Annotated in this window: 22 protein-coding genes and 1 pseudogene; 12 read left to right on the top strand and 11 right to left on the bottom strand. The window is 68.0% G+C overall.

What is annotated here, in order from left to right; translation table 11 throughout:
- Positions 1-11 precede the first annotated feature (11 nt).
- Positions 12-992: an NAD(+) diphosphatase gene (gene nudC, locus Ssi02_RS15995; RefSeq protein WP_239128943.1), complete on the top strand. Its 981-nt coding sequence runs from the start codon at positions 12-14 to the stop codon at positions 990-992.
- 7 nt (positions 993-999) lie between these two features.
- Here nudC and Ssi02_RS15990 read toward each other — a convergent pair whose 3' ends face one another.
- Positions 1,000-1,860 (bottom strand): L,D-transpeptidase family protein, encoded by an 861-nt coding sequence (locus Ssi02_RS15990; RefSeq protein ID WP_204026283.1) that lies wholly within the window; start codon positions 1,858-1,860, stop codon positions 1,000-1,002.
- Positions 1,861-2,185: 325 nt separating this feature from the next.
- On the opposite strand from Ssi02_RS15990, the pseudogene Ssi02_RS39810 reads away from it, so the two are divergent.
- Positions 2,186-2,590: pseudogene (locus Ssi02_RS39810) on the top strand (SdrD B-like domain-containing protein); the annotation flags it as partial.
- A gap of 66 nt (positions 2,591-2,656) precedes the next feature.
- Here the strand turns inward: Ssi02_RS39810 and Ssi02_RS39305 are convergent.
- The 3 genes from Ssi02_RS39305 to Ssi02_RS15975 form a co-directional block, all read right to left on the bottom strand.
- Positions 2,657-3,187 carry a hypothetical protein gene (locus tag Ssi02_RS39305; protein ID WP_275410688.1) on the bottom strand — a complete coding sequence of 177 codons (531 nt, stop codon included), beginning with the start codon at positions 3,185-3,187 and terminating at the stop codon, positions 2,657-2,659.
- 377 nt (positions 3,188-3,564) lie between these two features.
- Entirely contained in the window at positions 3,565-3,816 is a 252-nt protein-coding gene (locus tag Ssi02_RS15980; RefSeq protein WP_204026281.1) for a mycoredoxin, read from the bottom strand.
- Between the two features lie 97 nt (positions 3,817-3,913).
- The gene (locus Ssi02_RS15975) at positions 3,914-4,855 is read right to left on the bottom strand and encodes an alpha/beta hydrolase (protein ID WP_239128941.1); all 942 of its coding nucleotides are present in this window, start codon (positions 4,853-4,855) and stop codon (positions 3,914-3,916) included.
- Positions 4,856-5,048: 193 nt separating this feature from the next.
- On the opposite strand from Ssi02_RS15975, the gene Ssi02_RS15970 reads away from it, so the two are divergent.
- From Ssi02_RS15970 to Ssi02_RS15955, 4 genes are all read left to right on the top strand, one after another.
- Entirely contained in the window at positions 5,049-7,103 is a 2,055-nt protein-coding gene (locus tag Ssi02_RS15970; protein ID WP_204026279.1) for an ATP-dependent DNA helicase UvrD2, read from the top strand.
- Positions 7,100-7,972 (top strand): acyl-CoA thioesterase, encoded by an 873-nt coding sequence (locus Ssi02_RS15965; RefSeq protein ID WP_239128940.1) that lies wholly within the window; start codon positions 7,100-7,102, stop codon positions 7,970-7,972. Before Ssi02_RS15970 ends, Ssi02_RS15965 begins: the two co-directional genes overlap by 4 nt.
- A 108-nt stretch (positions 7,973-8,080) precedes the next feature.
- Positions 8,081-8,605 carry a hypothetical protein gene (locus tag Ssi02_RS15960; protein WP_204026275.1) on the top strand — a complete coding sequence of 175 codons (525 nt, stop codon included), beginning with the start codon at positions 8,081-8,083 and terminating at the stop codon, positions 8,603-8,605.
- Positions 8,606-8,737: 132 nt separating this feature from the next.
- Positions 8,738-9,007, top strand: coding sequence for a WhiB family transcriptional regulator (locus Ssi02_RS15955; protein WP_204026273.1), 270 nt, complete (start codon positions 8,738-8,740; stop codon positions 9,005-9,007).
- Between the two features lie 471 nt (positions 9,008-9,478).
- Here the strand turns inward: Ssi02_RS15955 and Ssi02_RS15950 are convergent, their stop codons facing one another.
- The 3 genes from Ssi02_RS15950 to Ssi02_RS15940 all read right to left on the bottom strand — a co-directional run bounded on the left by Ssi02_RS15950 (position 9,479) and on the right by Ssi02_RS15940 (position 13,292).
- Positions 9,479-10,627 (bottom strand): Fic family protein, encoded by a 1,149-nt coding sequence (locus Ssi02_RS15950; protein ID WP_204026272.1) that lies wholly within the window; start codon positions 10,625-10,627, stop codon positions 9,479-9,481.
- A 134-nt stretch (positions 10,628-10,761) separates the two neighbouring features.
- The gene (locus tag Ssi02_RS15945; protein ID WP_445009406.1) at positions 10,762-12,078 is read right to left on the bottom strand and encodes an ABC1 kinase family protein; all 1,317 of its coding nucleotides are present in this window, start codon (positions 12,076-12,078) and stop codon (positions 10,762-10,764) included.
- 158 nt (positions 12,079-12,236) lie between these two features.
- Positions 12,237-13,292 carry a ThiF family adenylyltransferase gene (locus Ssi02_RS15940; RefSeq protein WP_204026270.1) on the bottom strand — a complete coding sequence of 352 codons (1,056 nt, stop codon included), beginning with the start codon at positions 13,290-13,292 and terminating at the stop codon, positions 12,237-12,239.
- Positions 13,293-13,704: 412 nt separating this feature from the next.
- Between Ssi02_RS15940 and Ssi02_RS15935 the strand changes: the two genes are divergently transcribed.
- The 3 genes from Ssi02_RS15935 to Ssi02_RS15925 all read left to right on the top strand — a co-directional run bounded on the left by Ssi02_RS15935 (position 13,705) and on the right by Ssi02_RS15925 (position 15,693).
- Positions 13,705-14,226 (top strand): M48 metallopeptidase family protein, encoded by a 522-nt coding sequence (locus Ssi02_RS15935; RefSeq protein WP_204026269.1) that lies wholly within the window; start codon positions 13,705-13,707, stop codon positions 14,224-14,226.
- Between the two features lie 575 nt (positions 14,227-14,801).
- Positions 14,802-14,939 carry a hypothetical protein gene (locus Ssi02_RS15930; RefSeq protein WP_204026268.1) on the top strand — a complete coding sequence of 46 codons (138 nt, stop codon included), beginning with the start codon at positions 14,802-14,804 and terminating at the stop codon, positions 14,937-14,939.
- 4 nt (positions 14,940-14,943) lie between these two features.
- Positions 14,944-15,693, top strand: a complete 750-nt coding sequence (locus Ssi02_RS15925) for a hypothetical protein (protein WP_239128939.1) — start codon at positions 14,944-14,946, stop codon at positions 15,691-15,693.
- A 16-nt stretch (positions 15,694-15,709) separates the two neighbouring features.
- On the opposite strand, the gene Ssi02_RS15920 is transcribed toward Ssi02_RS15925, so the two are convergent.
- From Ssi02_RS15920 to Ssi02_RS15905, 4 genes are all read right to left on the bottom strand, one after another.
- Complete coding sequence (locus Ssi02_RS15920; RefSeq protein WP_204026267.1) at positions 15,710-15,916, bottom strand: hypothetical protein; 207 nt, start codon at positions 15,914-15,916, stop codon at positions 15,710-15,712.
- Between the two features lie 29 nt (positions 15,917-15,945).
- Positions 15,946-16,938 carry an endonuclease/exonuclease/phosphatase family protein gene (locus tag Ssi02_RS15915; RefSeq protein ID WP_239128938.1) on the bottom strand — a complete coding sequence of 331 codons (993 nt, stop codon included), beginning with the start codon at positions 16,936-16,938 and terminating at the stop codon, positions 15,946-15,948.
- A gap of 95 nt (positions 16,939-17,033) precedes the next feature.
- Positions 17,034-17,597, bottom strand: coding sequence for an NUDIX hydrolase (locus tag Ssi02_RS15910; protein ID WP_204026593.1), 564 nt, complete (start codon positions 17,595-17,597; stop codon positions 17,034-17,036).
- Positions 17,598-17,599: 2 nt separating this feature from the next.
- Complete coding sequence (locus Ssi02_RS15905) at positions 17,600-18,904, bottom strand: zinc-dependent metalloprotease (protein ID WP_239128937.1); 1,305 nt, start codon at positions 18,902-18,904, stop codon at positions 17,600-17,602.
- Between the two features lie 79 nt (positions 18,905-18,983).
- Between Ssi02_RS15905 and Ssi02_RS15900 the strand changes: the two genes are divergently transcribed.
- Genes Ssi02_RS15900 through Ssi02_RS15890 form a run of 3 tightly spaced genes read left to right on the top strand, consistent with a single transcriptional unit; the run spans position 18,984 to position 21,568 of the window.
- Positions 18,984-20,057, top strand: coding sequence for an NAD-dependent epimerase/dehydratase family protein (locus Ssi02_RS15900; protein WP_204026589.1), 1,074 nt, complete (start codon positions 18,984-18,986; stop codon positions 20,055-20,057).
- Positions 20,058-20,066: 9 nt separating this feature from the next.
- Positions 20,067-20,492 (top strand): molybdenum cofactor biosynthesis protein MoaE, encoded by a 426-nt coding sequence (locus tag Ssi02_RS15895; RefSeq protein WP_204026265.1) that lies wholly within the window; start codon positions 20,067-20,069, stop codon positions 20,490-20,492.
- Positions 20,493-20,521: 29 nt separating this feature from the next.
- On the top strand, positions 20,522-21,568 hold the full coding sequence (locus Ssi02_RS15890; protein WP_204026263.1) for a YlbL family protein: 1,047 nt from the start codon (positions 20,522-20,524) through the stop codon (positions 21,566-21,568).
- Positions 21,569-21,789: the final 221 nt, after the last annotated feature.

Genomic DNA, 21,789 nt, shown 5'->3' with positions numbered 1-21,789 from the left:
AAGGAAACTGTGTGGAACGATCGGCACAAGATGGACTTATCGGGCCGCTGCTTCTCGCGCGCAGTGCCATAGACAGATCGTCGCCACTACGCGGCGACGACGAGTGGCTGAAGAAGGCCTGGGCCGACGACCGCAGCAAAGTCCTCGTGATCCACGAGGGCCGCACCCTGGTTCGCAGAAGCGGCACCGAACTCGCCATCGAACTGTTCTCCCCGGCCGAGGCACCGCCCGGCCGGCACTACCTCCTCGGTGTGGACGACGGAGGTGTGTCTTACTTCGCGGTGTCCGCGCCGCTGCCCGGCGCTCGCGGCGCCGAGGGAAGGTCCGAGGGCAGGGTAGTCGCCCCCCTCACCGCCGAGACCGTGCCGGAGGGCCGGCCCGTCGCCATGGGGCTGCGCCAGATCGGCGCACTCCTCGGCGACCGGGACGCCGGGCTCCTCGTCTACGCCGTCGCGCTGGAGGCGTGGCACACCAGTCACGAGTTCTGCCCACGCTGCGGCAGCCGTACGGAGGTCGCGGGAGGCGGCAACACGCGCGTGTGCCCGCGGGACGCCAGCGTGCACTTCCCCCGCGTTGACCCGGCGGTCATCATGCTGGTGCACGACGACGCCGACCGGGTGCTGCTCGCCCGGGGGCCGAGCTGGCCGAAGGACCGCTACTCGATCCTCGCCGGCTTCGTCGAGCCCGGCGAGTCGCTGGAGCGGGCCGTGATCCGCGAGGTCGCCGAGGAGGTCGGCGTCACCGTCACCGCCCCCCGCTACCTCGGCAGCCAGCCCTGGCCCTTCCCACGCAGCCTGATGCTGGGCTTCTTCACCCGCGCCCTCACCACCGAGCTGCGCTGCGATCCCCACGAGATCGCCGAGGCGCGGTGGTATACGCGGGCCGAGCTCACCGAGGCTCTCGCGGCGGGGAGTGTACGGCTGCCGCCCGAGGTCTCGATCGCCCGCAGGTTGATCGAGACCTGGTTCGGCGGGCACCTCTCCGGAGACTGATCGCCGCTCAGCGACGTGGCGGCCGGCGCACGTAGACCGGCTGCCCCTTGCTCACCAGATGGCGCAGGTTGTGGGCCACGTTGAGCGGTAGCCGTACACATCCATGTGAGGCGGGATAGAGCGGCACCGAGGTCGAGCCGTGCATGGCGATGCCGCCGCGGAAGTACATCGGTTTGTACATGCTGCCCAGCGGGCCCGTGCGCCAGCCGTTGTTCTGGCGGTAGACGCGGAAGTTCCCGGTCGGCGTGATGGCGAAGCCGCAGCGGCCCTTGTGGCAGTATCTCCGCTGCGCGCCCGTGGAGATGTGGGTGGTCAGGGCCAGCCGGTTCCTACGGTAGACGTGCATGAGCTGGCGGGTCAGATTGATCTCCACCCGTTTCGGGGCCGCGCCCTGGCGCACGAGCGGGCGGGGCACACGCCCCCGGTCCAGCGCCCGCCAGGTGCGCGGCCCGACGGCCGAGGCCGGCCGGAGCCGGTTCGCCTTCTGCAGGGCCCACACGGCCATGATGGTCGGCCTGTTCACACAGCCCGTGGCGGGGCCGGGCGCGTAGCGCAGGTGGGCCAGGCGTCGCTGGAGGTGGCGCACCACCGGGCCGCAGGCGCCGGGCGTGAGCGTGGGGCGCGAGTCGGCCGCGGCGGAGGCCGCGGGGCTCTCCGTGATCACGGGCAGGGCGGTCACGACGGTGGAGATCGTGGTCGAGATGAGAAGGAGCGACCAGCGGCGCAACCGGCGTGCGGCGGTCCGGTGCGCCGGGGCGGCCGGGCTGAGGGCGGTGGTCTCGGCCGGCTCGGGGGCCGGGCTCGTTGGCTTCGCCGGCCTCGCTGGCTCTGTCGGGCCCGTCGCGCCAAGGGAATCCTGTCTGCACATAGTTCCTCGATCCGGATAAGTCGCCTTGTGCCGACTCGTGGCCGTTTATATCCGTGGCGATGATGATCAACGGCCATTGAGTGGACTGGAAGGGGTTATTCCGCATTCGGGCAGTCTTAAATCCTTGTCGTGGATTATCCGATTTGATCTGTCCGGATTGTGCAGATAAATCAGCTTTTCATGCGAAGTATGCTCCTCAATCATTTTACAGTGTGCTTGGGGGAGGAATGTGGTTCCCGAATATTGCTCGGGGGAGCATAAATCGAATAAGGGGTGTTTTGTTGACCTTGCCCCGGGCACAGAAGCGATTAATGACGCCCTATCCATGCTGATCGGGGGAACAGCAATTATGGGTATAACCGCTATATTCGCGGACGGCGGCGGCAAGAGGGTGCTCGCGACCCTGTCCACCGCTGCATTCGCAGGAATCGTCGCACTGGCGGGTGGCGGCACAACCGCTCTCGCCGCGGCCGCTCCCGCGAAAACGAACGCCGCGAGTAGCCAGATGGCCGCGGCACGCGCCGACGACTCGCACATCGAGGGAATCGTCTGGTTCGACCGGAACCGGAACGGTGAGCGCGACCAAGGCGAGCCCGGCATCGAAAACGTCAAGGTCGAGGCCAATGACAAAGAAGACGACACCGTCGCTGAGACGACGACCGACGAACAGGGCCGTTTCCGGCTCGCGGTTCGCCACTCCGGACATGTCGAGGTCTGCTTCGAGCCGCGCGACGCGCGCGGTTTGACGTCCCCGGTCAGGGGTGACCAGCTGCACCCGGTCTCACAAAGCAGGCACTCACACGTCAACAAGTGCAAGTGCATCTGGGTGAAACTGCGGCCGCACCACACCGCTTACGTGGACGCGGGCTTCCACCACGACCCGCACGGTGTCCACCACGAGGACTGCTGGAGAAAGCACTGCAAGGGGGTGCGTTGCCACCGTGACCGCCACCACGCTCACCATCGGCATCACCACCACAACCACCACAATCACCACCACAACTGCAACCGGCACCACTGCCACCATGAGTTCGTAGTGCGCGACGAGATCAAGCGCGGGCACATCAACTACGGTGGACACGTCCGTTCCCACCGCGGTGAGAAGCCCTCGCTGCGCGGCGGACGCGGATATGCCAGCTCCGGTTCCCACCACGGCGGCTCCAGGACGTGGCACATCCGTCGTCACGAGCGGTTCCGTGAGAACGACCACCACAGCCGGCACCACCACCACAACCGCCATCACAGGCGCCACCACGGTCATCCCCATCATCACCACCATCACGGGGATCACGACCACGACGGGCATCACCACCACCACGGCTGCCACGGCTGCCACTGAGCCGACGTCCCGCCCAGACGGCGACCCGGACCCGCCGGTCCGGTCACCGGATGAGATGACGACAGCTCACGGAGCCTGACCGGCTCCACGCATCATCGACCCGGCGCGGTCAGCTTGACGCTGACCGCGCCGGGCGCGTTGGCAGGCGTTGCAAGACGTCCCGTACGGCGAAAGCCTCGCCGGCAGGACACCGAGCGCGCGACCGGGGCCACGGAGGGCACGTGCCGCCCCCGCTCGGCCTCGTCTTTCCGGCTTCGCCGTAGCGGACGGTGTGGCCGAACACCGCGATCATGGAGCGGCCGGCAGGGATTCTGCGGGCCCGCCGGCCGATCGCCGGAGGTGCGCGGTCGCGCGTTTGGGCGGGGTCAGACCGTGAGGGCCTTTTTCACCTGTGCCACACTCGGGTTCGTCATCACGATGTTGTCGCCCCCGCCCGGCGGCACCACAAGGACGGTCGGGACGGCCTGGTTGCCGTTGTTGACGCTCATCACGAACTCGGCCGCCGTGGGGTCGGCCTCAATGTCGATCTCGCGGTAGGAGATTCCCTCGCGGGTGAGCTGGCTCTTGAGCCTCTTGCAAGGACCGCACCAACTCGTGGTGTAGACCGTGAGCGCCATGAAGACCTATCCCTTCCATCCGGCGTTAGCGCTCACTGCTAACAAAGCGACACCCCATCATCTTCCCGGCACCCGGGGCGATCGCCCCCACAGGTGTCTAACGGTCGGAGTCGCGCGAGTCGCTCGACTGGTCGGCCAACCGGCGGCCGACCCAGCGCTGCACCTCGTCGGCTACGCCGAAGGCGCGGTAGAGCGGCGCGCTGTGGTCGGTGCCGGGGATCGAGCGGACCGTCATCGAGACGCCGACCTGCTTCAGCGCCGCCTTGAGCGCCAGGCTGTGCTGCGGCGGCACGAACTCGTCCTCGGAGTGCACGGCGAACATCGGCACGTCGCCGCGGCTGGCGTGCCACGGCACCTCCATGCTCGCCCAGACGCGGGCGCATCTGCCCTTCGGCTCGCAGCCCCCGGCCAGCCGGATCGCCGCGTTCCGCAGGCGGATCTTGAGCGGGTCGAGGGTGTCGGCGCCGTCGTTGTAGGCCTTGAGCGGCGACGCGACCGGGGAAACGCCGACGACGCCCCGGAGGCCGGGCACGCCGTTGCCGTACGTCCCGGTCGAGAACGCCAGGTGGCCACCGGCAGAGAAGCCGATGATCACATAGTTGCCCGGGTCGAACGACCAGCGCGCCGCGTGGCGGCGGGCCGTCGAGATGGCGTCGAACATGTCCACACGCTGCGCCGGCCACGCAGCGTCACCCGACAGCCGGTAGTTGAGGTTGAAGACGGTGTAACCGAGTTCGGCGTAGCTGCGGGTGATCTCGGCCATGTACTTCTTGTCGCCGCTCGACCACCAGCCGCCGTGGACCAGGAACACGCCGGGTCGTTTGGCGCCTTCCGTCTGCCACCAGACGTCCATTTTCTGCCTGCGGTGGGGACCGTACGCGACCTCGGCGACGGAGGTGCCGAGCGGGGGCTCGACGGTCGAGGAGACGACCGGAGCGGGGGTCGGTTCACCGCGGGGACCGACGACCGCATGAGCCGACGCGGGCACGACAGCACCGGCGGCAAGTGCCAAAGCACTCACAAACACCGCAGATCGCACGGACGTCTTCCTTCCCCCGGGCCAATCGACACGACCCCATTGTGGAGTACGTGACCAAGCTTTTGCATCTCGACAACCGGGCAGGATGTAGTGGCTTGTTCAGACGCCTTATGGTGCGCCACAGCGCACGCCCGAGTGATCTGCTGGGAAGATAGTGGCCGAATAGCTGTTACGTGACCGTAAGGAGCCTCGCGTGGACCACGACGACGCGCTTTCCGGTCTCGACCCCGAGCAACTCCAGGTCGCCGAGGCCGTCAGCGGGCCCGTCTGCGTGCTCGCCGGGGCGGGCACCGGCAAGACGCGGGCCATCACCCACCGCATCGCGCACGCGGTGCGCACCGGCGTGGTCGAGCCGCAGAGTGTGCTCGCGGTGACCTTCACGACCCGCGCCGCCGGCGAGCTGCGCCAGCGGCTGCGCGAGCTCGGCGCACCCGGCGTGCAGGCGCGCACCTTCCACGCGGCGGCCCTGCGCCAGCTCACCTACTTCTGGCCACGCGTCATCGGCGGCGACACCCCGTCGGTCATCGAGTCCAAACTCCCGCTGCTCGCCGAGGCGTGCCGCGTCCTCAGGCGCACCCCCGAGCGCACCGAGCTGCGCGACATCGCCTCGGAGATCGAGTGGGCGAAGGTCACCCAGCTCGGCCCCGACGACTACCAGGCCGGCGCCGCCAAGTCCGGCCGCACGCCGCCCCTGCCCGCCGCCGAGATGGCCCGTGTCTACGAGACCTACGAACGGCTGCGCCGCGAGCGCCACCTGGTCGACTTCGAGACCATCCTCGAGCTCACCGCCGCCGTCATGACCGAGCACGCGGAGGTAGCCGCGCAGATCCGCGGGCAATACCGCTATTTCGTGGTCGACGAATACCAGGACGTCAACCCGCTGCAGAAGCTGCTCCTCGACACCTGGCTCGGCGGGCGCGACGACCTGTGCGTCGTCGGCGACCCCAACCAGACGATTTACTCCTTCACCGGCGCCACCCCCCGCTATCTCACCGGGTTCGCCGTCGAGCACCCCGGCGCCGCCGTCGTGCGGCTCGTGCGCGATTACCGCTCCACGCCGCAGGTCGTCGGCCTGGCCAACAAGGTGCTCGCCGCCGCCCGCACCCCCCACCGCCTCGAACTCGTCGCCCAGCGGGCCGACGGCCCGCCCCCCGCCTTCGTCGAATACGACGACGAGCAGGCCGAGGCCGCCGGCACCGCGCGGGTCGTGCGCGACCTGATCGCCAAAGGCGTGCCGTCCCGCGAGATCGCCGTGCTGTTCCGCGTCAACGCCCAGTCGGAGAACTACGAGCAGGCCCTGGCCAAGCTCGGCATCCCCTACCTCGTGCGCGGCGCCGACCGGTTCTTCGAGCGCCCCGAGGTGCGCCAGGCGGTCGTCCTGCTGCGCGGCGCCGCCCGCGCCGACGACGGCGACGCCCTGGCTCCCACCGTGCACCACATCCTGTCCGGCATCGGCCTCACCCCCGAGCCGCCCGCCGGCGGCGTCGCCCGCGAACGCTGGGGCTCGCTCAAAGCCCTCGCCGACCTCGCGGAAGACCTCGCCGCCGAAGGCGCGGGCCTGCGGGCCTACGTCGCCGAGCTGGAACGCCGGGCCGCCGAGCAGCACGTCCCCCCGGTCGAAGGCGTCACCCTCGCCTCCCTCCACGCCGCCAAGGGCCTCGAATGGGACGCCGTCTTCATCGTCGGCCTCACCGAGGGCATGCTCCCGATCGTCTACGCCGAGACCACCGACCAGCTCGAAGAGGAACGCCGCCTCCTCTACGTCGGCGTCACCCGCGCCCGCGCCCACCTCACCCTGTCGTGGGCCCTCGCCCGCGCCCCCGGCGGCGGCAGGCGCCGCCGCCCCTCGCGGTTCCTCACCGGGCTCACCTCCCGCGCGCCCCGCGCCCCCCGCGCCGAGTCCGCCCCGGTCCGCGAGCGCCGCCAGGTGGCCGTGCCCATGCACTGCCGGGTGTGCGCCAAGACCCTCGTCGCCGCGCAGGAGCAAAAGCTCGGCCGGTGCGCCGGCTGCCCCGCCGAGTTCGACGAGCGGCTGCTCGAAGACCTCAAGAACTGGCGTACGGCGGTCGCCAAGGAGGCCAAGATCCCGCCCTATGTGGTCTTCACCGACGTCACCCTCCAGGCCATCGCCGAGCGTGCCCCGACCACAGAGACCGACCTGCTGAGCATCACGGGCATCGGACGCGTCAAACTTGACCGGTACGGCGACGCCGTACTCGCCATATGCCGCGATCGGGAGGCTTCGTGAACGACGCGCTCAAAGAACTCCTGGACCTGCTCGATCTGGAGCAGATCGAGCTCGACATCTTCCGGGGGCGCAGCCCGAAGGAGCACATCCAGCGTGTCTTCGGCGGGCAGGTCGCCGCGCAGGCGCTCGTCGCCGCCGGGCGCACCGTGTCGTCCGAGCGTTTCGTGCACTCCCTCCACGCCTACTTCATCCGGCCGGGCGACCCGTCCATCCCCATCGTCTACAACGTCGAGCGGGTGCGGGACGGCCGCTCCTTCACCACGCGCCGCGTCGTCGCCGTGCAACACGGCAAGAGCATCTTCACGATGTCGGCGTCGTTCCACCACGTCGAGCCGGGCGTCGAGCACCAGGCGGCCACCATGCCCGACGTGCCGGCGCCGGAGACGCTCGCGACATTCAGCGAGCGGGCCTCCGCCGTGCTCGGCGACAACCCCGACGCGCTTGAGTGGATCGCGCGTGAGCGGCCGGTCGACATGCGCTACGTCTCCCCGCTGATCTGGGAGGCCAACACCGACCCGGCGCTGCGGTCGGCGTCGACGAACGTGTGGTTCAAATACGACGCGGACCTTCCCGACGACCCACTCCTGCATGTCGTCCTGGCCGCCTATGCCTCCGACTACACGCTCGTGGACACCGTTCTGTCGGCCCACGGACTCGCCTGGGGCTCCTCGCGGATCATCGGCGCCTCGCTCGACCACGCCATGTGGTTCCACCGGCCGCTGCGGGCCGACGACTGGTTCCTCTACGCCCAGGAATCGCCGTGGGCCGGAGGGGCACGGGGACTTGCCAGAGGAGAGATGTTCACCCCCTCCGGAGAGCTCGCCGTGTCGGTGGTCCAGGAGTGCATGATCCGAGTGGCGCGAACGTAAAACAGCAGGTAGAAAATATGTTGCCCTCTTTCGGAGAGGGGAATAGGGTCTTCAACAAGCGAGTCGGGTGTCGGCACTCGACGATCTTCAGATGGAGGTGAGCAGTCGGTGATCAAGCACACGCTTTCCGTGAAGCCGTTGCTCACTTCCGCATGCCCGAGTGCTCCGGCCAACGCCAAGCCGGTCTTCGTCAACGCTCGGATGCTCGGCCTTGCCGCGCATTCGGCCATGGAGGCACCGCCTTCCCTCACGATCGCTCTGCCCGCCTCCTGCGATGGCAGGTGGCAAGCCGGCCTCGGCAAACTCCGCCACGTGGAGTTTGTCGCGCTGGGCGGCGAGGTCGTGTCGACGGGAGCAGTGTCAACCGGTTTGGGCGCCACGTCTGAGCTTGGCATGTCCGTCGCAGGACTGCGTCGTCGCGATGCGCAAGCGTTCGCCGAAGCCGCCTACGAAGCAGCGCCCACTCAGACCGAGGGGCCCGCCGACGTCGACGCCCTCCTGGGCGATGACATCGAGGCCATGCCCGCCCTTGCTGAAGCATTCGGCAACCTGACCCAGCAGACCGCCAACGGTGGGCTGCGTCTCACGCAGCAGTGTGATCCAAACACCTGGAGACAACCGGTCATAACCTGACCGGCGCAGAGCCTCCAGGCCGCGGATCCACAGACAGGATCCGCGGCCTTCTTGTTTGTCCGCGTCCCTTGACCACCCGCGAGGTTGTGAAAAAGCAAGATCATTTTCTCTCTTACCAGAAAGGTGACGCAGATGGGGGCCAAGACGATCATGGACCTGATCGACGAAGCCGAAATCCCCTGTCGTACCGACCCAGACCTGTGGTTCGCCGAGTCTCCCGACGACGTGGAGTTCGCCAAGGCGCTCTGCGGCGGGTGCCCGATCCGGAAATCCTGCCTCGCCCGCGCCCTTGAGCGCGAGGAGCCGTGGGGTGTCTGGGGCGGGGAACTCATCCTCCGCGGCGTCGTCGTCCCGCGGAAGCGCCCCCGCGGCCGCCCCCGCAAGACTCCTGTAGCGGCCTGACCGGTCAACCGTCTCCAATACCGACAAGGATCACACCGATGATCGACCACATTCCCGGCCATTCCCGCACCCGCTCGCCCGGAGCCCCTATGTATGAAGAGCTCGTGTGGGAGCGAATACGGACGCTTCACCGTGAGGCTGAGAAACAACGCCTCATAGCCCGCGTCCGCGCCGTCAACCGAGCACGCCGCAACGTGGAACGCGCTTCTCTCCGGCTACGCAACGCCCTGCAAAGGCTCGTATAAGGGCACTGAGCTTGCTGCTCCGTTGGTTGCAGGCTGCTCCTATAGGAGCATTGGCCCCTTTCTACGGCTTTTCATGGCTAACCCACCAGGCCCCCTTCTTTGAAGGGGGCCTGTTCCGTGTTGCTTAAGGCTCGCCCCGCGATGGCACCTCTGGCGACGCAGTGCACCACCTCGACGCTCTAGGAAGCGATGCCCAAGGTGGCTCCGGTCCCACATCGCAGCACCATCAGGACGCCGCGGACTCCCGATATGGGTCGACGTAGGGTTTCGTGGACTGCTGCACGGAGGAAAACACCGGCTGCATGGCCGCACCCGCCACGTAGTAGCGCCCCCGCGCCTTCCCCACGGGCACAAGCCATGCCAAGCGACACAATTCTCTGATGTCTCTGACGGCTTGCTGAGAGCTCAGCTCGGCATCCAGCTGGTAAACAGTACGCCGTACGCGCGACCCCCAGAAGGCAGGCAGAAGTGCGAACACGGTTCGTTCGTCGAGCCCCGCCGCAGCCGTAGCATCGGACAACTCAGCCCAGGCACGGCTCAATAGCGCGACCCGGCGCCTCGCCTGCTGCGCCTGAATATGATGAGCGCGCAAGCAGAATCTGATCCATGGCCGGGTGTCCCGATCCGGGCTCCACTCGGACCCGCCCACTTCCTTCAGCACCTGGTAGTAGGCGTACGTATTCTGCCCTCTACCGAGCCACTCCTCGATCGAGGAGAACTCGGGAGGAATCAAGGCCTCGCGTGCGAACACCAGTGTGGACAGTGCTCTGGACATGCGACCGTTGCCGTCGGCCCATGGGTGGATGTTCACCAGGTTCAGATGCGCCATCGAGGCACGAACATGCGCCGGACAGTCCAGATCTCCGTTGTTGAGCCAGTCCACCAGCTCGGCCATGAGTCCCGGGACCGTTTCCGAATTTGGCCCGGTGTAGGCGGCGACGGCAGGATCATCAGGGCTGGTGACATAAACAGGCCCAGTCCGGAGCCGGCCCGGACGCTTGTCCGGGTGATGTTCTTGGATCATGAAGTGGAGCCCGTTCAGCAGGCCTGCGTCAAAACGGAACCCAGGACCGGCATCGGAAAGGCTTTGGCTGTATGTCATCGCACGCTGGTAGCCCTCCAACTCCCTGCGCGTGCGCTCACTGGATTCCAGCGGCTCTTCGCCGGCCATGAGCGCCTCGACGTCATCCACAGACGCCGCATAGCCCTCGATTGTGTTGGAACCGACAATCGCCCTGGCGGTAAGGCTGCGCTGCAACTGCTTTGTCCAGCGAGCCTGGGGGCGAATATGGATGCCTATGTCGTGGCGCATCCGCTCGATCCCCTCAAGCGTTCGATGATCGGCCTCATCAAGCTCCGGCGTGCGATACAGCATGACTTGATGACACCATCATCAGCGTCAACTGTGCCTTAGATCGGGCATTCTGCTCTATGCGTCTGGGCATGACGCCGTGCCTGAGATCCCTGTGGTCCCGTCCTGGTCTGTCTGATCCGCGGTTTCTAAGGGGTTTAAGCCAGGGCGGCTAGGGGGCTGTCTTTTCCGTCTTCGTCGGCGAAGCCGGGGACCCAGCGGATGACTTCGTCGCGGAAGCGGGCGGTGGTGCCGAGTTGGCATAGGACGCCCACGCCTGCCGCGTGGACGCGGTGGATCAGCACGTAGGTCGGGGGCAGGTTGAGCTGGCGGACGACGTTGGTGGGGCGGAGGTCGGCGGCGGAGGCGGCCTGGGCGCGGAGCCATTCGCGGCTAAAGGTGAACTCCTCGACCTGGGTCGGCTCCACGTAGGGGGCGAGGAAGCTGCGCAGGGCGTCGGGGGCGATCTCGATGTGGGGGCGGATGAACCCCTCATCGCGCAGGCCCTGCATCACGGTTTCCATGTCGCCGGTGTTGAAAAGGCGGGTGAGGGTGCCAAATGCCGTGGGATAGCCCTGGGGGAGGCGGCTGACCGCGCCGAAGTCGAGGATGCACATGCGGCCGTCGGACATCATGCGGAAATTGCCGGGGTGGGGGTCGGCGTGGAGCATGCCCACGCGGGCGGGTGAGCTGAAGAGGAAACGCACCAGCAGCAGCCCGGCGCGGTCGCGCTGCGCCTTGGTGCCGCGGGTAATGACGCGGGACAGCGGGGTGCCGTCGACCCACTCGCTGACGATGATCTGCTCGTTGGCGGCGACGACGTCGGGCACGTGGAAGTCGGGGTCGCCCGCGAACTCCCCGGCGAAGGCGTGCTGGGCTTCGGCCTCGCGAAGATAGTCGAGCTCTTCGGCGACGCGCTCACGCAACTCGCCGAGGACGGCCTTGATGTCGAGCCCCGGCAGCAACACACCGAAAAGCTTGCCCAGTCGGGCAAGCTGATTGAAATCGGAGAGCAGCGCTTTGCCCGCGCCGGGATATTGGATTTTCACCGCCACTTCGCGCCCGTCGTGCCACACGGCCTTATGCACCTGGCCGATGGAGGCCGCGGCGGCGGGGGAGTCGTCGAACGACAGGAAGTAATCGGACCAGTCGTCCCCGAGCTGCTCGGTCAGCACGCGGTGGACTGCGGCGGTGGGCAGCGGGGGAGCGGAGTCCTGGAGTTTGGTGAGCGTGGCGCGGTAGGGGCCGGCGACCTCGGCGGGGAGGGCGGCTTCGAAGATGGAGAGGGCCTGACCGAGTTTCATGGCGCCGCCTTTGAGCTCACCCAGCACCCTGAAGATCTGCTCGGCCGTGCGCTGCTGGATCTCCTGAGCGACGATCTCCGCTGACTTGCCCCCGATCCTTTTGCCAAGGCCGAGGGCCGTGCGGCTGGCGAACCCGATGGGGAGGGCGGCCAGTTTCGCGGAACGAGTCATGGCGCGGCGTGGAAGGTCACTCACCTTGTCCGCGGCGTGGCTGCCTGGTCGGCCGGAACGCCGCTCCCTCCTTTCGGTCGTTCATATGAGCGCGTAGCGCCCGGTGGGGGTCACCGAGGTCGCATACCGCTCAGGCGGGGGTCTTGATATCACCATTCTTAGTGACCGGGATGGATTTGAGTACATCGGCAACTCTGGTGGGGATTCCAAGTACGCCGCCTCCACCGCCAATCAGGCAAGACATCGACTGTGCCGTTCGTCACAACTTGGGGTCGCCCGTCGAGAAACGCCAGCACATGGCCGGCGGCTTCAGCCGCCACCAAAGTGGACAGCACCGCATCGCATGCGATCTCCCCGGGAGGGAAGCCGCCCAGGCGGGTGGTCACGGTGGGCCACGTCGGGTCGCGGTCTCTTCGGGTCAGTTCCATGCAGTGTATGCAGGCCGTGCGACCAGGGAGAACAAGCGGACCTACCGCCCCATAACCCTCGTATGCCGAGGTGAGCAGGTGGGGAACGCCCTGCCCGTGAAGCGCGGCCACCAAGCGCCGGTCGAGTGGCCCCACCGTCGCCAGCACCACCAGGTCGGGCCGGGACCCCCCCGCGCGCTCGCCCGCGCACGCGTCGACGGACGGCGCGAGCCTGCGGGCGAGCGCCACAGCGCCGTCCTGCCGCGGCAGGGCGACCTCCGACCAGCTCAGCCCGCCGGGAACCACGTCGCGCCGCCGCGCGGGCGCCGGATCGATCACGTCCAGTGCCCCGACCCCGGACGTCGCCAGCAGCGCGCAGACCTGCGCGCCGACCCGGCCCGCGCCGTATACCCGGACGCGGGCGGCTCTGCGCCGGGCCAGCACTCCGAGGCCCCCGTCGCGGACCTGAGGGGAGATCGCCAGCGCGTCGAGCTCGGGTTGTAACCGCTCGGACTCGGCGAGGGGCATGTGGCGCAGCGGCGCCGGGCTCACGCCGGCGTCGTCGAGCAGACCGCGGATGTCGAGCAGTGTGATCAGCTCCTCCACCTGCCGCCGGTCGAACCCCTTGTCCGCCGCGTCGTCGAGCACACGCCCGAGGTCGCGTGTGCCGTCGAGGCCGTCGATCAGCTCGCCCACGTCGAGCGACACCTCGTTCAACGTGATCGCCCGCAGCGGGTGCACCCCGAACTGGACCGTCCGCGTGTCGCGTTTCACCCGGCGCAGCACGGGCTTGACCCTCGGTCTCATCGCGCCCCGCCCCTCGCTCGTGTCCGTCTCATCCGGTTGTGCGGCATGCCCCTACCCCCGTACGGTGTGTTCTGCGTCACACTTCTCTGTGCGACCGCGTCAGGGTCCCACATCCGTGCGCCCGCCCCCACCCGATCTCCGCGACCTGTGGATAACCTCCGCCCGCATCGCTCGCCTGTGGATAGAGAACCCCGTGTCTAACGCACTTCCCGACTCCGCACCTAACACCCGACGTCGGTGACGATCATCATGATTGGGGTGTCCAGGGGACCGGTGTTACCTACTGTGAATTTCGGAAATGGCAGGTCCCATACCGGTCAGGACCGACCATGCAATAGTCGAACCTTGATTGACCAGGGAAAACGGCGCGCACCCCCTGTGGATTTCGCCGAGTCTCGGCTACCGTGCATATGTGCCCCCCGAGACAGTCGAGGTTCGTCGAAGTTCTCGTCGTCGGCGGACCGTTTCCGCATACCGCGACGGCGACAAGACAATCGTGCTGCTCCCCGCCGGGCTGAGCAGGGTCGATGAGGAGCAGTGGGTGCGCCGCATGCTCGATCGACTCGCCGCCAAGGAGCAACGCCGGCGCCCCTCCGACACGGAGCTGCTCGAACGGGCCATGGAGCTGTCCGTGCGCTACCTCGACGGCAAGGCCCGGCCCGCGAGCGTGCGCTGGGTGGACAACCAGCAGCACCGGTGGGGGTCCTGCACACCCGACCACGGCACCATCCGCATTTCCACCCGTCTACGTGGAATGCCCGCATGGGTGGTCGATTATGTGATCATGCACGAGCTTGTCCACCTGCTTGTCCCCAGCCACGGCCCCCGCTTTTGGGAACTTGTCGATCACTATCCGAGGGCCGAGCGGGCCAGGGGGTTCCTCGAAGGCTTCTCGATGGCGATGGCATGTCAGATGGAGACTAATGCCGAGTAGTGAAGAAATACGCGGCAGGCCCCATTCGTTCCCAGCACCTCGGCGCTAATGATCCACTGACCAATGAATCCATTCCTGCCCACCGCTGCCATTTCCCACCTCCGCCGCCCTCCGTGACAGGCAAGCGGTATCGGTAATCACGGGCAACGCACTCCGGGACCGTACGGAGATCCCATGTGATCAACAACCCGACCTAAGCCGCGATCCCCGAGAAGCACCCCACCGGCCGACATGGGGGGTATGGGTAACCAAGCCACTCACTCCGCCGGCCAACGCGTGACGGATGGGTGCCGGTCTGCGTGGCTGGCACGGATATCTGCTGGAAGAGCCTGGGGACGGCAAAGGCGGGCCGAATCGGCCCAGGCAGACGCACATGGCCGACACAGACAGGGTGCTCGTCGTGTGGCGGCCATGATCGAGGCGCTTGGGTGCATCGTGAGCGAGGTGTTCGGGGCGACGGGATCGAGGTGCTCGGGTGCATCGTGAGCGAGGTGTTCGCGGCATCGTGAGCGAGGTGTTCGGGGCAACGTGAGCGAGGTGTTCGGGGCGACGGGATCGAGGCGCTTGGGTGCATCGTGAGCGAGGTGCTCGGGTGCATCGTGAGCGAGGTGTTCGGGGCGACGGGATCGAGGGGCTCCGACGAGGAGACCGAAACCGAAGAAGCGCTGGAAGACCCGATCTCCCTACTGGATGCCTTCAACGTGGCAGCATGACCATGTGCCCGAGCCCGACACCCCCAACCACGACGCTCCCGAGCCCGACACCCCCAAGCACGACGCCCCCGAGCCCGACGCCCTCAAGCACGAGGCTCCCGAGCCCAACCCCCTCCCCGGCCAAGGCGCGACACCCCCCAAACGACTGGTGGCCGTTCTGGTGACCAATGCCGCCGGCGCCGCCACCCCACCCGGCCTGGACAGGGACTCCTTCCTCCGAGCCGTCGCCGAGGACACCTACGAAGTCGTCGCCGGCCTGGAGCTGGTGTCCCCCTTCCTGATCACCACCGTGCCGGATCTTGACGACCTCGTATGGCCCGGCACCCCCGTGATCACCATCCCCGAGCGGAACGGCGCGGCCACCGTAAGAGACGCCTTCGAGGCGATGGCCACAGCCCGCCCGGACGCGACCCAGGCCGTGGTGGTCTGCGCCGACGCACCCGACCTGCCGCCCCTCCTCATCGGCAAACTCTTCCGAGAGCTCGGCCGCGCCCAGATCACGGTGTGCCAGGCCGCCGGAGGCGGAGCGGTCGCCGTGGCGGCCCACCTCCCGCTGCCCGCATGGGCCTCCGTCGACCTGGACGCACCCGACGTGGTCGCCGACCTGCGCGCCGCCGCCCCGGGCCGCCGGATGGTCGCCACAGGCCCTGGCTGGCACCGTCTGCGCGCTCCGGGGGACCTGGCCGCCCTGGACCCCGGCCTGGAGGGCTGGGAGGCCACCAGGGCGCTGCTGTCGGGCCGGGCACTACGGTGACCGTCCCCCGCGAAGGCTACGGCGGCTTCGCCGTACCGAAGCCGTCCTGGAGCCGTTCCGAAGCCCTGCCGAAGTCGTGCGGGAGCCGTACCGAAGCCCTGCCGAAGCTGTCCTGGAGCCGTTCCGAAGCCCTGCCGAAGTCGTGCGGGAGCCGTACCGAAGCCCTGCCGAAGCTGTCCTGGAGCCGCACCGAAGCCCTGCCGAAGCCGTGCCGGAGCCGCACCGAAGCCGTACCCGAAGCCCTGCCGAACGTCAGGGCACCCGGAGGTCCGTGAAGATGGCGCGATGGTCGGTGTCCGGAATGTCGTGAACGTTGACCCCCAGCACATTCACCCGCTCAGGCACAAGAACATGATCGATCGTGATGAAGGCCCCACGTGACCCACCAGCCGGCCACGTGGGCACGAGACCCACGCCCACCTGATCGGCCGCCGAGACATAGCCACGGGACAAAACCGCGCGCAAGGCCGCGTGGTCGAGGCTGGCGTTGAAGTCACCCGCGAGGATCCTCACCACATCAGGCGACGAAGGAGGAAGCGCCGCAAGCCCCCTCTTCCAAGCGGTCACCTGCCGCCCCAGCGGCGTGTACGTATGCACCGCGACGATCTCCACCGGCGGCCCGCCGGGCAACTCCATGGACGCCGCCGGCATGTGGTGCCCGATCCGGGTGAACAGGTCAGGCAGCGCCTTCATCGGATATCGACCGTATAACCCGGTGCCGGACGCCCCCGCCCCCGGCTCAAGCACGTTGTACGGCAGAAGCTCGCTCAGCCCCGCCTCTTCGAGACGTTCGACCATGCCGGGGGTCAGTTCCTGCGCGCTCAGCACATCGGGCCGCAGACGACGTACGAGGTCCATCAGGTGGTCCACATCGGCCCGCCCGAACAACATGTTGGTGGTCAGAATCCGCAACGGGCGTCCGACGGCGGGATCGGGACTGCCGAACGCCCGTGGCAGCACGCTGAACCCCAACATGATCGTGGAGGCGACCGCGACGGCGAGAGCCGCACGCGCTCGCAGAAAGGCGGCCAGGACCAGCGGGAGCAGCGACGCGGCGGCGACGAAAGGCGTGGCGGTCATGATCGACGTGCCGAACGAACCGGTTTCCAGGCCCGTGACCCGTGTGACCGCCCACAGGGCGACTGGGATCACCATCAGCCACAGCACGATATGGCCGTATCGCCGCCTTTTACGGTTGGGAGTGACGATGGTACCGCCGACGGACTGCTCAGCGATGGTGTCCAACAACTGCCTCGCTCGTATGCCGGTGTCAACCCCTGTCCCCTGCAGGTGCCGCAGCCGTTGTGCCTACTCAATGCTCAGGGATATCACCCAAAACATCACCCCCGCGTAAAAGGAGCCTGCGAGCGGAGCACCTCCCGCGCTCGCCGTGCCAGTCGCCGCGTCGCCTCGTCACTGGGGTCGGGCACCGCGTCGACGGGGAACCAGCGCAGGTCAAGCGACTCGTCGCTGATCACCGCCTCCGCCCCGGGAGGCGCGACCGCCCCGAACTCCACATCGAGGTGGAAAGAGTGCGGAGGATGACACCACACCTTGTGCTTGTCCAAGGCCAGCGGCCCCGGCAACAGGCGCAGACCGGCGATGCCGGACTCCTCGGTCGCCTCCCGCAGTGCCACGCCGGCCAGCGTCGTGTCGCCGTTCTCGCAGTGGCCGCCCATGGGCAGCCACATGTGCGCCTTGGTGTGCAGGGTCAGCAGCACCCGCTCACCGTCGTGGGAGATCACCGCGGTCGTCGCGGTCAGGTGGCCGGGCACACACTCGCGCCACATCGCGCTGTCGTGGGCGCGCAGATGCGCGAGGAACTCCTCACGCAGGCTCTCCTCCTCGGGAGTGGGCGCGGTGAAACCGATCAGCGCCTCCACCGCGTCCCGATGGAGATCCATTCTCATGCGGTGCCGTCTCCGGACCCCTCACCTGAGTCTTCGGGCTTCCCGGGCTTTTCATCGCCCTTCGCGGGAGGGGTGTCGTCGAGCATGGACAGGTCGAAGTCCACCCCGCCCCGCACAAAGGTGTCGGGATCGTCGAGGTCCTCGGCCCGCGGCATCAGGTCGGGGTGCGACCAGACCGCGTCACGCCCGTCGATGCCCCGCTCGGCCGCGAGGGCCTGCCACAGCGCCGCGGCCTCGCGCAGCCGCCTCGGCCGCAACTCCAGCCCCACCAGCGTGGCGAACGTGCGCTCGGCCGGACCACCCGTCGCCCGGCGCCGCCGCACGGTCTCGGTCAGGGCGGAGGCGGAGGGCAGCTTGCCGGTGGCAGCCGCGTCCACGACCGTGCCCACCCACCCCTCGACGAGCGCCAGCATGGTCTCAAGGCGGGCCAGAGCGGCCTTCTGCCGTTCGGTCTCCTCGGGCTTGAGCAGCGGGCCACCGCTCAAGATCTCCTGGAGCTGCTGCGGGTTGTTGATGTCGACGCCGCGGAACTGCTCCTCCAGCGCGGACATGTCCACCGTGATGCCCCTGGCGTATTCCTCGACGGCACCGAGCAGGTGCGCGCGCAGCCAGGGCACATGCTGGAAGAGCCGGTGGTGGGCGGCCTCGCGCAGCGCCAGATAGAGCCGGATCTCGTCGGCGGGCAGCTCAAGGCCCTTGCTGAAGGCGGCGACACCGCCCGGCAGCAGCGCCGCGGTGGGGGAGAGCGGCAGGCCGATGTCGGTCGAGCCGACGACCTCGCGGGCCAGCGAGCCGAGGGCCTGGCCGATCTGGCTGCCGACCATCATGCCGCCCATTTGCTTGAGCATGCCCATCAGCGGCCCGGCCATCGACTGGGCCTCAGAGGGCAGCCCGGCCGCGCCGAGGGAGCCGCTCATGGTGTCGACCATGCGGGCCGCGATCGGGTCGCAGAGCTGCTTCCAGACCGGGACCGTCTTCTCGATCCACTCTGACCGGCTCCACGCCTCGGGCGAGTTGAGCCCGCTGGGTAGCGTTGTGACCTCGTTCAGCCAAAGATCGGCGAGTTGTAGCGCGTCGACGATCTGCCGACGTTCACCCTCCATCACACTGGGGTCACTGTGGGCGACGACGGTCTGTCTGGCGATGGTCTTCGCCGTGTCCCAGTTGACGGGCCCGGCACTCTGCGGTCCCGACAGCATGTCGGCAAACTGCCGCATCGCCGCCGCGATCTGCTCAGGGTTGCCGAACATGGCGAAGGGATTGTCGTTGGGGTCGTTTTCACGACCTGGCAGGTCAGTCACCGCTCTACCTCGTGCAGGATGGAGGAGTCCACATCCGCCACGTTAGCCGCCCTGCGGCGGGTCAGTGCAAAGTGAGGATCTGGTGCCTACCTCGAAACGCCACCGCCCACCGGTCATCGCCGTCACCGGCGCGGCCTCCGGGCTAGGTGCGGAGTTCCTCGCCCATATAGCCACATCCTCGGATTTCCGCAGGGTGGTGGCCATTGACGAGCGTCGTGGAGACGTTCAGGACGTCACTTGGCGAGTGATCGACGTACGGGATCCGCTCTTGGCGAACCGGATCTCGGATATTGACGTACTCGTCCATTTGGCAGCCGACTACGCCTTGGACGCGGACCCCGCCGAGCGCCGGTTTTACAACCTTCGTGCCGCGCAGACCGTCTTGACCGCTTCGGCGGCCGCGCGGGTGCGCCGTGTTGTTCTCGTCACAAGTGCGATGGTCTACGGCGCCGACCCCGAGAACCCCGTGCCCCTCCCCGAGGACGCCGAGGTGGCCGCCGAGCCCGACACCGGCGTGGTCGGCGACTACCTGGAGATCGAGGCCCTCGTACGGCGAAGCTCCCGCAGCCACCCCGGCCTGGATGTGACCGTGCTCCGGCCCGCCGCCATCGTCGGGCCCGGCATCGACACCGTCGTCACCAGGCATTTCGAGGCCCCCCGCCTGCTCACCGTCAAGGGGTGCAACCCCCGCTGGCAGTTCTGCCACATCGACGACCTCGTGTCGGCGCTGGAGTGCGCCGCGCTCGGCCTGGTCACAGGGGCCGTCGCCGTAGGCTCCGACGGCTGGCTCGAGCAGGATCGCGTCGAGGAGATCTCGGGCCTGCGCCGCTTCGAGCTGCCCGCGGCCCTCACCTTCGGCACGGCTCAGCGCCTCCACCGCCTGGGCATCACCCCCGCGCCCGCCACAGACCTGCGCTACGTGGTCTATCCGTGGGTCGCCGACTGCGCCGCCCTGCGTCACGCCGGCTGGAAGCCGGCATGGAGCAACGAGGCGGCCCTCGAACTGCTGCTTGAGCTGCGGGCCGGCAAACACGCCGTGGTCGGCAGGCGGTTGTCGGGCAAGGACGCGACGATCACGGCGGCGGGTGCGACGGTCGCCGTGATAGGAACAGCGGCAATTGTGCGCAGAGCCCGGCGTAAGCGCCGCCTGTAGGCTGCCAAAGTGGATGTAATTCGCCTCCTGGGCGTCCGTGACACCCCCCTGTCGGTCGACGAGGTGCTCAACGCAGTGGGTGACAGGTCGGCCGGGGGGACGACGCTGTTCGTGGGCACCGTACGCGATCATGACCACGGCAAGTCCGTCACCGGTCTGTCCTACTCCGCCCACCCCAGCGCCGAGGGGGAGCTGCGCAAGGTCGCCGAGAAGGTCGCCACGGACTTCCCGCTGCGGGCGCTGGCCGCCGTGCACAGGGTCGGAGACCTCAAGCTCGGCGACATCGCGGTCATCGTCGCCGTCTCCTCCGCTCATCGGGCGGAGGCGTTCGAGGCGTCGCGGAGACTGATCGACGACCTCAAACGTGAGGTGCCCATCTGGAAGCATCAACTCTTCGAGGACGGGACGACCGAGTGGGTCGGAGCGTGCGAATGACGCGCCCCCGCAACGCATAGGCTTCGTCCATGTCCCGACGAGCGCTGACCTTGATGGTCGCGGGCTTGCTCAGCCTCATGCTGGGGATCACCGGAGCCCTGCTGCCCGTGCCATACGTCGTGCTGAGCCCCGGGCCGACGGAGAACACGATCGGCGAGGTCAAAGGCAAGCCGGTCATCTCCGTGACGGGCCGCGAGACCTTTCCCACCCAGGGCAGCCTCAGCCTCGTCACCGTGGCCTACCAAGGTGGGCCTCCGTCCAGGATCAGCCTGCTCACGGCACTAAGGGGCTGGGTCGACCCGAATGTGGCGGTTGTGCCGGAGGAGTCCATCTTCCCGCGCACCAGCACCGCCGAGCAGGTCGAGCGGCAGAACTCCATCGAGATGACCAACTCCCAGGACGACGCCACCGCCGCCGCCCTGACCGCCTTGAAGATCCCCTATGAGTCGGTCGTGGCCGTCGGCTCGGTCGAGAAGGGCAAGCCCGCCGACGGCAAGCTCAAGCCAGGCGACGAGATAGTCTCCGTGGGCGCCACTCCGGCCGACAACACGACCAAGGTGGTCGACGCCGTGCGCGCGGTCAATCCCGGCGCATCCCTCAACTTCCTCGTGAACAGGGGCGGCAAGTCGGTCAACGTGGAGGTGCCCACCGTCGAGGGGCCCGAGGGCAAACCCATGGTCGGCGTGAACATGCAGACCAAGTTCAAGTTCCCGTTCAAGGTCAACATCAACGTCGGCGACGTCGGCGGGCCGAGCGCGGGGCTCATGTTCACCCTCGGCATCATCGACAAGCTGACCCCCGGCGCCATGACCGGCGGCAAGGCCATCGCGGGCACCGGCACGATCACGCCCAACGGCGAGGTGGGGCCAATCGGGGGCATCCCCCAGAAGATGATCGGCGCCAAAGAGAAGGGCGCCACGGCGTTCCTGACCCCCGCCGACAACTGCGCCGAGGCCCTGGCCACCGCGCCCACGGGGCTCGTGCTGGTCAAGGTCACGAAGTTGGACGACGCGCTCAAGGCCATCGAGTCCCTGCGCACCGGCAAGGGCGCGGTCCCGGCCTGCACCCCGAAGTGACGCGCGTAGGGTGACCCGCACCTTGACCTGGCTGGTCACGCCTATGTCACATTTGGCCAGGTTCGGCACTTTATTCGCCTTGTAGGCGTTAGCCGTACGTAACCGCTGTGCATGGGTGAGCCGCGGCCCGACCGTATCCGGGCGGCGTGGCCCGACTGTCCCCATGCCGGTGTAGGTTGCCAGACACGGATCGTCGCTCTATAAGACAAGGGGTTGGCCTT

The organism is Sinosporangium siamense, assembly GCF_016863435.1.
In the GTDB taxonomy this organism is placed as follows: domain Bacteria; phylum Actinomycetota; class Actinomycetes; order Streptosporangiales; family Streptosporangiaceae; genus Sinosporangium; species Sinosporangium siamense.
Note: the sequence above shows the minus strand (reverse complement) of the source record. Positions and strands in the feature narration are given on the sequence as shown.